Source organism: Streptomyces sp. NPDC054887, assembly GCF_053610585.1.
The window spans coordinates 22712-33936 of the sequence record NZ_JBSGYQ010000075.1 but is presented as its reverse complement, the minus strand read 5'-3'; the positions used below and the strand labels follow the sequence as shown (position 1 = coordinate 33936).

Below are 11225 nucleotides of genomic sequence, written 5' to 3'. Positions count from 1 at the left end.
GCCGTGCACGCGTGCACGGCGGGCCGTCCGGCGCGCGGCCGGAACGTCGGCACCGGGCCGCGGGGCCCGGCCCGGAAGGGATGTACGCATGACCCACGACCACGACCTGGTCCTTCGGCCCACCGCGGCGCAGACCGGGGCGGCGCTGAACCCGCCGCCCGGCCGCAACGGCGGCGACCTCGTCGTCGAGACCCTGAGCGGTCTCGGCGCGACCACCGTCTTCGGGCTGCCGGGCCAGCACGCGCTGGGCATGTTCGACGCGCTGCGCCGCTCGTCGCTCAGGTACGTCGGTCTGCGCGTGGAGAACAACGCGGGCTTCGCCGCCGACGCGTACGGCCGGATCACCGGGGAGGCGGCCCCGCTGCTGCTCTCCACCGGGCCCGGCGCCCTGACGTCGCTCGCCGCGCTCCAGGAGGCGGCCGCGGCGTCCGCCCCCGTCCTCGCCATCAGCAGCCAGGTGCCGTCGGCCGGCATCGGCGGCGGACGCCACGGACACCTGCACGAACTGCGGGACCAGAAGGCGTCGTTCCGCGACATCGTGAAGTCCGTCCACACCGTCCGTACGGCGTCGCAGATCCCCTCGGCCGTCGCCGAGGCGTGGGAGTCCGCCCTGACGGCCCCGCACGGCCCGGTCTGGGTCGAGATCCCCCAGGACGTACTCCTCGCCCCGACGGTCCTGCCCGTCGTCACGGCGATGGACGCGACCCCGCGCGAGCTGCCCCCGCGGCCCGAACTGACCGCCGTGGCGGCCCACTTGCTGTCGAAGGCCGCCCGTCCTGCGATCATCGCGGGCGGCGGAGTCGTACGGTCCGACGCCTCCGGCAAGCTGCTCGCGCTCGCGGAGAAGCTGAACGCGCCGGTCGTCACGACCTTCGGCGGCAAGGGCGCGTTCCCGTGGACGCACCCGCTCTCCCTCCAGTCCTGGATGGAGGACCGCCACACGACGGACTTCCTCGAAGACGCCGACGTGCTGCTCGTCGTCGGATCCGGACTGGGCGAACTGTCCTCGAACTACCACACGTTCCGGCCCCGCGGCCGGATCGTCCAGATCGACGCCGACCTCGGCAAGCTGGAGTCCAACCACCCGGCGCTCGGCATCCACGCCGACGCCCGCCTCGCGCTCTCGGCGCTGCTGGAGACGGCGGAGGACCGCGAGGACGAGCGGGCACGCGAGCGCGTCGCCGCCGTCCTGGCCGAGGTACGGGCGCGCATCGCGTCCCAGGACCTGCCGCTGGAGCAGGGACTCCTGGCCTCGATCCGCGAGGCCCTGCCCGACAGGTCCCCCAGCTTCTGGGACATGACGATCCTGGCGTACTGGGCCTGGTCGGCGTTCGACCCCCGCCACTCCAACACCATGCACTCGGCGCAGGGCGCGGGGGGCCTCGGCTACGGCTTCCCCGCGGCGCTGGGCGCGGCAGTGGCGGACCCGACCCGCCCGGTCCTCGCCGTCTCCGGCGACGGCGGCGCGATGTACTCGATCGCGGAACTCGCGACCGCCCGCCAGCACGACCTGCCGGTGACGTGGCTGATCGTGGACGACGGCGGTTACGGCATCCTCCGCGAGTACATGACCGACGCCTTCGACGAGGCCACCGGCACGGACCTCGCCCGCCCGGACTTCGTCGCCCTGGCCGAGTCCTTCGGCGTACCGGCCCACCGGACGACCCCGGACACCCTCGCCCAGGACCTGGCGAAGTCCCTGTCCGCCCCCGGCCCCTCGGTGCTCGTACTCCCGGCCCTGCTCCGGATGTTCGCGCCGACACACCTCTGAGGCGGTCTCCGTCGCGCCCGGCCCGGCCCGGCTGTGCCGGGGCCGGGCTCGACGTGCGGGTGGCGGCCCGCGCCGAACTTCCCTCCCCGTCCGCCGGTCCGCGTACAACCTTTCGGCCCTTCAGGGGTCATCTCAACCAGAAGCACAAGGGGATGGGGAATCCACACCATGACGCACAGTCGAACCAAGCGCGCCGCGATGGCGGCGGCCCTGGCAGGGGCCGTCCTCGTGCCCCTCGCCGGCGCGTCGCCCGCAGCCGCGGCCACCGCTCCGACGGTGGTCTGCACCTCGGCCAAGGCGGGGCTCGCGACCAAGCTGACCACGGACATCACGGCGGCCCTGCGCGGACGGCGGTCGACGACGGCGATATCGCTGTACGACCGCCCCACCAAGACCACCTGCACCCTGCGCGCCACGTCGAAGTACGACTCCGCCAGCGTGGTCAAGGTGACCGTACTCGCCGCGCTGCTGTGGGACGCGAAGAAGACGAACCGCTACCTGACGGCGCGCGAGAACCGCCTCGCCACCGACATGATCACCAAGTCCGACAACGACGCCACCACCGCGCTGTGGCGCCAGCTCGGCATGACGAAGATCAAGGGCTTCCTCACGGCCGCCGGAATGACGCAGACCGTTCCGGGGACCGGCGGCTACTGGGGGCTGACGCAGGTCACCGCCCGTGACGAGCAGAAGCTGCTCAAGCTGCTGACCGCGAAGAACACCGTGCTCAGCGACAACTCGCGGGCGTACACCCTCGGCCTGATGGCCAAGGTCGTCTCCTCCCAGCGCTGGGGCACCCCCGCGGGAGCCCCGTCGACGGCCAAGATCCAGGTCAAGAACGGCTGGCTGCCCCGCTCCACCCACGGCTGGCGGGTGCACTCCATCGGCGCGTTCACGGGCCGCGGCCACGACTACGGCATCACCGTGCTCACCCACGACAACGCCACCATGAACGACGGCGTGAACACCATCCAGGCGGTGTCCCGCGCGATCCACAAGGCCCTCAACCCGACGGCCGCCGCCTCCACGCTGTACGCCCCGACCGAGACGCCGCGCGAGGTGATCCCGGCGGTGCCCAAGCCCTGACAGGGGCCCGGGGCAGTGACCCCGGGGCGCGTCGAACGGGTCTTCGGTCCTAGGACCGGAGACCCGTATTCGTTGCGGCGGGATGAAATCCGCACCGCGCCGCGTTGGTGACTTCCGGCAGATCAGGACGACCGGGAGGCAGCAGTGGCGGCAGATCAAGGGTGGGCGCGGCGGCTGGCGGGCTATGCCTGGAGGTACCGGCGCAACGTCGTGCTCGCACTCGGATCGTCGCTCGGCGGCATGGCCGTCATGGCCCTCGTCCCGCTGATCACCAAGGTCGTCATCGACGACGTCATCGGCGCGCGCACCCGGTCCCTCGCGGTGTGGACCGGTCTGCTGCTGGTCGCGGCCGTCCTCGTGTACGCCCTCACCTACGTCCGCCGCTACTACGGCGGACGTCTCGCTCTCGACGTCCAGCACGACCTGCGCACCGAGATGTACGAGACGGTCACCCGCCTCGACGGGCGCCGGCAGGACGAGCTCTCGACCGGTCAGGTCGTCGGCAGGGCCACCAGCGACCTCCAGCTCATCCAGGGCCTGCTCTTCATGCTCCCGATGACGATCGGCAACTTCATGCTGTTCCTCATCTCCCTCGTGATCATGATGTGGCTCTCGCCGCTGCTCACCCTGGTCGCCCTCGCCGTCGCCCCCGCCCTGTGGTTCATCGCCAAGCGCAGCCGCACCCGCCTCTTCCCGGCCACCTGGTACGCCCAGGGCCAGGCCGCCGCCGTCGCGGGCGTCGTCGACGGGGCCGTCTCCGGCGTACGCGTCGTCAAGGGCTTCGGCCAGGAGGACCAGGAGACGGGCAAACTGCGCGAGGTCAGCCGCAGGCTCTTCGCCGGGCGGATGCGGACCGTACGCCTGAACGCGCGCTACACCCCCGCGCTCCAGTCCGTGCCCGCCCTCGGCCAGGTCGCGATGCTCGCCCTCGGCGGCTGGCTCGCGACACGGGGCCAGATCACGCTCGGCACGTTCGTGGCCTTCTCCACGTACCTCGCCCAGCTCGTCGGTCCCGTGCGCATGCTCGCCATGGTCCTCACCGTCGGACAGCAGGCGCGGGCCGGCGTCGAGCGCGTACTTGAGCTGATCGACACCGAGCCGTCCATCGAGGACGGGACGAAGGAACTGCCGGCCGACGCCCCCGCCACCGTCGAGTTCGACGACGTGTCCTTCGGGTACGCGGACGACCGGCCGGTGCTGGACGGTTTCTCCCTGGAGATCCGGGCCGGCGAGACGGTCGCCGTCGTCGGCTCCTCCGGCAGCGGCAAGTCCACGGTGTCCCTGCTGCTGCCCCGCTTCTACGACGTGTCGCACGGCGCCGTCCTCGTCGGCGGGCACGACGTGCGGGAGCTGACGCTCGACTCGCTGCGGGCCGCCATCGGGCTCGTACCGGAGGACAGCTTCCTGTTCTCCGACACCGTCCGCGCCAACATCGCCTACGGCCTGCCGGACGCCACCGACGAGCAGATCACCGCCGCCGCCCGCGCCGCCCAGGCCGACGGCTTCATCTCCGAGCTGCCCAACGGCTACGACACCACCGTCGGCGAACACGGCCTCACCCTCTCCGGCGGCCAGCGCCAGCGCATCGCCCTCGCCCGCGCCATCCTCACCGACCCGCGGCTGCTCCTCCTCGACGACGCCACCTCCGCCGTCGACGCCCGCGTCGAACACGAGATCCACGAGGCGCTGAAGTCCGTCATGGCCGGGCGTACGACGCTGCTCATAGCCCACCGCCGCTCCACCCTGAACCTCGCCGACCGCATCGCCGTACTCGACGGCGGCCGCCTCGCCGCCATCGGCACCCACGAGGAGCTCCAGGAGCGCTCCGCCCTCTACCGGCGGCTGCTCACCGACCCCGACGAACTCGGCGGCGTGTCGCCAGGGCACCTGCTCACCAAGGCGCAGGAGCCCGCCGAGGACCGGACGGTGCAGGAGGAGCTGGACGCCGAGTTCGACGCCGAGCGCGGCATCACCCCCGACCTGTGGGTACGGGACGAGACCGCACCCGACAAGGACGCCGGCCACGCGGCCGGGATGCCCGCGACCCCGGAGCTGCTCGCCCAGGTCGAGGCGCTGCCGCCGGCCCTCGACGTGCCCGCCGTCGACGAGGAGCGCGCCGTCCGGCCCGAGGAGTCCTACGGCCTGCGCAGGCTGCTGCGGGGCTTCGGGCTGCCGCTGCTGGTCAGCCTCCTGCTCGTCGCCGTCGACGCCGGCATGGGCCTGCTCCTGCCGATCCTGATCCGGCACGGCATCGACGAGGGCGTCACCCAGCTCGCGCTCGGCGCGGTGTGGGCGGCGGCCGGGCTGGCCCTGCTGTCCGTCGTCGTGCAGTGGGTCGCGCAGACCGGCGAGATGCGGATGACCGGCCGGACCGGTGAACGCGTGCTCTACGCGCTGCGGCTCAAGATCTTCGCCCAGCTCCAGCGCCTCGGCCTCGACTACTACGAGCGCGAGCTGACCGGCCGCATCATGACCCGCATGACGACGGACGTCGACGCCCTGTCGACGTTCCTCCAGACCGGCCTCGTCACCGCCTTCGTCTCCGTCGTCACCTTCTTCGGCATCATGGTCGCGCTCCTCGTCATCGACGTGCAGCTCGCCCTTGTCGTCTTCGCGACCCTGCCGGTGCTGATCATCGGCACGTACTTCTTCCGCAGGTCGAGCGTCAAGGCGTACGAGCTGGCCCGCGACCGGGTCGGCGTCGTCAACGCCGACCTCCAGGAGTCCGTGTCCGGACTGCGCATCGTCCAGGCGTTCCGGCGCGAGCACGCGGGCGCCGAGCGGTTCGCCGAGCGCAGCGACAGCTACCGGCAGGCGCGCGTGCGGGGCCAGTGGCTGATCTCCATCTACTTCCCGTTCGTCCAGCTCCTGTCGTCCGTCGCCGCCGCGGCGGTGCTGATCGTCGGCGCCGGGCGGGTGGACGCGGGCACGCTCACCACCGGGGCACTGGTCGCCTACCTCCTCTACATCGACCTGTTCTTCGCACCCGTACAGCAGCTCTCGCAGGTCTTCGACGGCTACCAGCAGGCCACCGTCTCCCTGCGGCGCATCCAGGAACTCCTGCGGGAACCCACCTCGACCGCCGCCGCCGACCGGCCGAAGGACGTCCTGTCGCTGCGCGGCGAGATCGCCTTCGAGGACGTGCGTTTCCAGTACGCCGGTGACGGCGACGAGGAGGAGGCGCTCAGCGGGATAGACCTGCGGATCCCGGCCGGCCAGACCGTCGCCTTCGTCGGCGAGACCGGCGCGGGCAAGTCCACCGTGGTCAAGCTCGTCGCCCGCTTCTACGACCCCACCTCGGGGCGGGTCACGGCCGACGGCACCGACCTGCGCGACCTCGACATCACCGCCTACCGGCACCGCCTCGGCGTCGTACCGCAGGAGGCGTACCTCTTCGCGGGCACGGTCCGCGACGCCATCGCCTACGGCCGCACCGACGCCACGGACGCCGAGGTGGAGGCGGCGGCGCGCGCGGTCGGCGCGCACGACATGATCGCGACGCTGGACGGCGGCTACCTGCACGAGGTCGCCGAACGGGGCCGCAACCTGTCCGCCGGCCAGCGCCAGCTCATCGCGCTCGCCCGCGCCGAACTCGTCGACCCGGACATCCTGCTCCTCGACGAGGCCACCGCCGCCCTCGACCTCGCCACCGAGGCCCTCGTCAACCAGGCCACCGACCGCCTCACCGGCCGCCGCACCACCCTGGTCGTCGCCCACCGCCTGACGACGGCGGCGCGGGCGGACCGGGTGGTGGTGATGGACCACGGCCGGGTCGTCGAGGACGGCACGCACGACGAACTGCTGGCCCTCGACGGCACGTACGCCCGCCTGTGGCGCACCTTCGTGGGCGAGGACGAGCCGGCGGCGGTGTGAGCGCCACGGACGCGCGCGGCGGCGGACGCGCGTCCGTCCCCGTTCCGTCCCCGTCCCCGTCCCCGTTCCCGTGATCGCGGCTGGTCCTTCACGCCTCGTCCCGCACCTTCGCCCGGATGCTCCGCAACCGCGCCGTACGCTCTGAGCGTCCGTACGCACGTACGTACGCTCAAGTGGGGGAAGGGGACACGCGTGTTCGGTGGTGCGAGCGGGGCGGTAAAGAAGCACCTGGTGTACGGACTCGCCCTCGTGGTCGCGGCGGCGGGCCTGCTGCTCGCCGGCCCCGGCACGGGAACCGCCGAGGCCGTCGGCCCGTGCTCCGGCCGCAAGGTGCGGACGGTCGGCTTCGCCACCGGCGAGCTGCACATCTACAAGAGCCGCCGCTACGCCTGCGCCGTCACCGTCTCCAAGCGCCCCGGCGTGCGGCAGGCCATGAAGGTCACCATCCAGGCGCGCGGCAGCCGCACCGCCAGGGACAGCGGACGCTACACCCACCGCGCCGGACCCGTGACGGTCTACGCCCTCAACCGCTGTGTACGGGCGCATGGTTCGGTCGGCGAGCGGAAGGCTTCCACCGGCTGGATTCTCTGCTGAGGCTGGTGGTACGGGAGTTGCCCCGCTAGGTTCGCCCCGTCGTCTGTCACTACAGGGGAGGGCGAATGCGCAAGGCGCGCAGCTTGCTGCTGTCGTTCGCGGTGCTCATAGGCACCGTGGGCCTCGGCAGCGCACCGGCCGGAGCGGTCACCACCGCCGAGCCGGAGCAGGACATCAAGGAGCGAATACTCGCGATACCGGGCATGAGCCTGGTGGAGGAGAAGCCGTACACCGGCTACCGCTACTTCGTACTGAACTACACCCAGCCGGTCGACCACCGGCAGCCGTCCAAGGGCACCTTCAAGCAGCGGATCACGTTGCTGCACAAGGACACCAACCGCCCGACGGTCTTCTTCACCAGCGGCTACAACGTCTCGACGACGCCGCGCCGCAGCGAGCCGACGCAGATCATCGACGGCAACCAGGTGTCGATGGAGTACCGCTTCTTCACTCCGTCCCGGCCGTCGCCCGCCGACTGGTCGAAGCTCGACATCAAGCAGGCCGCGAGCGACCAGCACCGCATCTTCACCGAGCTGAAGAAGATCTACTCCAAGAAGTGGATCTCCACCGGCGGCTCCAAGGGCGGCATGACCGCCACGTACTACGAGCGCTTCTACCCGCGTGACATGGACGGCGTCGTCGCGTACGTCGCCCCCAACGACGTGGCGAACAAGCAGGACGCGGCCTACGACCGCTTCTTCCGCAACGTCGGCACCAAGGAGTGCCGCGACGCGCTCAACGCCGTACAGCGCGAGGCGCTCGTGCGGCGCGAGCCGCTGAGCGCCAAGGTGAAGGAGTGGGCGGACGCCAACAACGCCACCTTCGACACCGTCGGCAGCCTGGACAAGGCGTACGAGTCCACGGTCCTCGACTTCGTCTGGGCCTTCTGGCAGTACAGCAAGGCGAGCGACTGCGCGGACGTGCCCGCCGCCGACTCCTCCGACCAGGTCATCTACGACTACGTCGACGCCATCTCCGGCTTCGCCGCCTACAGCGACCAGAGCCTGGCGACGTACACGCCGTACTACTACCAGGCCGGCACCGAACTGGGCGCGCCGCAGGTGAAGTACCCGCACCTCGACGGCCTCATGAAGTACGGCCCGGACTTCTTCCAGCCGCGCGTCTACGTGCCGCGCGACATCCCGATGAAGTTCGACCCGAGCGCGATGCGGGACGTCGACACCTGGGTGCGGCACAACGCCACGCGCATGATGTTCGTCAACGGTCAGAACGACCCGTGGAGCGCCGAACCGTTCCGCCTCGGCAAGGGCGCGCGCGACGCGTACGTCTTCACGGCGCCGGGCGCCAACCACGGCGCCAACGTCGCGGGCCTCGTCGCCGAGGAGAAGGCGAAGGCCACCGCCGAGATCCTGGAGTGGGCGGGCGTCGCCCCGGCCGCCGTCCAGGCGGACCCGTCGAAGGCGAAGCCGTTGGCGTCCTACGACGCGAAGCTCGACAAGCGGAACGTCGAGCAGCGGCAGACGCTGCGGCCGTAAGGCTGGGGCTGTAGCGCTGCGGCTGTGGCGCTGCGACTTGTAGGACTGCTTCCGTAGCGAGGGCCGCGTGCGTACGGCTGGCTGCTCGTGGGGCAGGTTGCTCGTAGGGCAGATTGCGCCCGCCGGAGTGGAGTCCCCAAAGGGATTACACGTCCGGCGGGCGCAGTCGGTTCGGGCGTAGGCCGGTCGGGCGGGTACAGGCCGACGGGGTACAGGCCGGCCGGGCCGGTGTCGGTCAGCCGGTGCGGGTGTAGGTCAGCCCGTACCCGAGGGGGTACAGCACCTTCGCCGGGTCGTCGGCACGCTGTATCGGAACGGGCAGCTTTCCACGCGGAGTCGTATGGCCGGCGATGGCGCGGACGGCGGCGCGCAGTTCCACGTCGGTCCAGGAGTACGCCGCGACGCTCGCGCCGAAGCCGGTCCCTTCGAGTTGCGCGATGTCGTACGGGTTGCGGATCGCGAGGGCCACGACGGGCACACCGGTCGCGGACAGTTCACGGACGAGCGTGCGCTGCGGGCTGGTCGCCGAGACGTTGTACGTCGCCACGACGACCACGTCCTTCCCCTTCGCCGCCGCGACAGCGTCCTTGATCTTCGCCGGCGTCGGCGTGATCCCCGTGGACAGGGCGGTGGCGGTGAAGCCCAGTTCGTCGAAAGCCCTGGCGATGACGGTGGTGGGCGGCCCGGTGGTGGCGGTGGGAGACGCGGGGTCGGCTCCGACGACGAGCACGTTCCGGTGCGTACGACGGCCGATCGGCAGCAGGCCGCGTTCGTTGGCGAGCAGCGTGGTCGTCCCGTCGGCGATCCGGTCGGCGGCGGCGAGGTGGGAACGGGTGCCTACGGTCCGGTCGACGCCCGCGTGTGAGACATACGGGTGGCGGAACAGCCCCAGCTTGGCCTTGAGCAGCAGAATCCGCAGGATCGATTCGTCGAGCCGCTCCACGCTCAGCTCCCCGTCGCGCACCGCCTTCAGGACGGCGTTCCAGGCGACGGGCAGGTTCGGCGGGTTCAGAAGCTGGTCGCACCCGGCGAGGAGCGCCAGGACGGGCACGCGGTCGTCACCGTACTTCTGGCGCACGCCCGCCATGGCGAGGGAGTCGGTCACGACGACGCCGTCGTAGCCGAGCCGCTCGCGCAGCACGCCGGTGAGGATCGGCTTGGAAAGCGTCGCCGGGTCCTCGGCCGGGTCCAGCGCCGGTACGACGATGTGCGCGGTCATGATCGAGTCGATGCCGGCGGCGATGGCGGCACGGAACGGCGGGGCGTCCAGTTCCTCCCACTGCTCGGCGGTGTGATGGATCGTCGGGAGCGAGTAGTGGCTGTCGTCCTTGGTGTCGCCGTGCCCCGGGAAGTGCTTCGACGTGGCGGCGATTCCTGCCCCCTGATAGCCCTTCACCTGTGCGGCGACCATGCCGGCGACGGCCTCGGGGTCGGAGCCGTAGGACCGTACGCCGATGACCGGGTTGGCGGGGTTCACGTTGACGTCCGCGACGGGCGCGTAGTTCTGCGTGATGCCCATGGCGGCGAGCTCGGCCCCGGCAATCCGCGCGGCCTTCCGCGCGTCGGAACGCGACCCACCGGCCCCGAGCGCCATCGCGCCCGGCACGAGCGTCGCTGGTTTGCCGACGCGGGCGACGATGCCGTGCTCCTGGTCGGTGGAGATGAGGAGGGGTACGGGGGTGTCCTGGGCGAGTCCGGCGCGCTGGATGCCGTTGGAGAGGTCGGCGATCTGGTGGGGGTCGCGGGTGTTGTGCGCCCAGGCGAAGTAGATGATGCCGCCGACGTGGTACTTCGCGACGAGTTCGGCGGCGGTCCTGACTCCCATTTCCTTCAGGTTGAGGTCGATGTCGACCTGGTTGGGCTCGGTCGCGGAGTGCCCGTGCACCCGCATCACGAAGAGCTGGCCGACCTTTTCCTCCAGGCTCATGCGGGAGACGAGGCGCTTGAGGCGGCTGCGGGTGTGGCTCCCGGCGGCGGAACGGGTGCGGGCGGCGGCGTCGGACGCGTCGAGCGTGCCGAGCGTTCCGGAGCTGCCGGGCGCGCCCAGGGCAGGTGTCGTACCGACGGCGGTCGCGGTCGCGGCCACGGCGGCGGCGGTCGCGGTGAGCAGGGTGCGTCTGGAGGTGCGGTGATGGGGCACGTGAGCTCCTTACAGCCGTACTCGACAACGGAGTTGAAGGAAACTGCCAAGAAGTCACGGATATCCGGAAAGTAACTGCCAGGTCAAGGCCCCGGCAGCACTAAGCACCTCGGACCCCCCGCACAGGGGAGTGGCGAGTGGAGCATTCGGCGGGGGGTGGCGGGCGGGGGGCTTTGTTGGGGCGGGGGCGGTGATTGCTTCTGGTGTGGGGGCCGCCTTTGGGAGGGTGGCGTCGGAGGTTCGGCGGTAAAGGGCGCTCCTGCGT

The 11225-nt window shown here is 71.3% G+C and carries 6 protein-coding genes; 5 read left to right on the top strand and 1 reads right to left on the bottom strand.

Features of this window, described 5'->3' with window-relative positions:
- Positions 1-88: 88 nt before the first annotated feature.
- From ACWGH0_RS30040 to ACWGH0_RS30020, 5 genes are all read left to right on the top strand, one after another.
- Positions 89-1771 carry a thiamine pyrophosphate-binding protein gene (locus ACWGH0_RS30040; RefSeq protein ID WP_453407411.1) on the top strand — a complete coding sequence of 561 codons (1683 nt, stop codon included), beginning with the start codon at positions 89-91 and terminating at the stop codon, positions 1769-1771.
- 168 nt (positions 1772-1939) lie between these two features.
- The gene (locus ACWGH0_RS30035) at positions 1940-2857 is read left to right on the top strand and encodes a serine hydrolase (protein WP_453407410.1); all 918 of its coding nucleotides are present in this window, start codon (positions 1940-1942) and stop codon (positions 2855-2857) included.
- A gap of 144 nt (positions 2858-3001) precedes the next feature.
- On the top strand, positions 3002-6730 hold the full coding sequence (locus ACWGH0_RS30030; RefSeq protein ID WP_453407409.1) for an ABC transporter ATP-binding protein: 3729 nt from the start codon (positions 3002-3004) through the stop codon (positions 6728-6730).
- A gap of 192 nt (positions 6731-6922) precedes the next feature.
- Positions 6923-7324, top strand: a complete 402-nt coding sequence (locus tag ACWGH0_RS30025; RefSeq protein ID WP_453407408.1) for a hypothetical protein — start codon at positions 6923-6925, stop codon at positions 7322-7324.
- Between the two features lie 65 nt (positions 7325-7389).
- Positions 7390-8820, top strand: a complete 1431-nt coding sequence (locus ACWGH0_RS30020) for a S28 family serine protease (RefSeq protein WP_453407407.1) — start codon at positions 7390-7392, stop codon at positions 8818-8820.
- A gap of 235 nt (positions 8821-9055) precedes the next feature.
- On the opposite strand, the gene ACWGH0_RS30015 is transcribed toward ACWGH0_RS30020, so the two are convergent.
- Complete coding sequence (locus ACWGH0_RS30015) at positions 9056-10960, bottom strand: glycoside hydrolase family 3 protein (protein ID WP_453407406.1); 1905 nt, start codon at positions 10958-10960, stop codon at positions 9056-9058.
- Positions 10961-11225 lie beyond the last annotated feature (265 nt).

Bases quoted from the DNA above. Each gene is read 5' to 3' on its own strand.
- ACWGH0_RS30040 (WP_453407411.1), top strand. From the start codon at position 89: ATGACCCACGACCACGACCTGGTCCTTCGGCCCACCGCGGCGCAGACC.
- ACWGH0_RS30020 (WP_453407407.1), top strand. From the start codon at position 7,390: ATGCGCAAGGCGCGCAGCTTGCTGCTGTCGTTCGCGGTGCTCATAGGC.
- ACWGH0_RS30035 (WP_453407410.1), top strand. From the start codon at position 1,940: ATGACGCACAGTCGAACCAAGCGCGCCGCGATGGCGGCGGCCCTGGCA.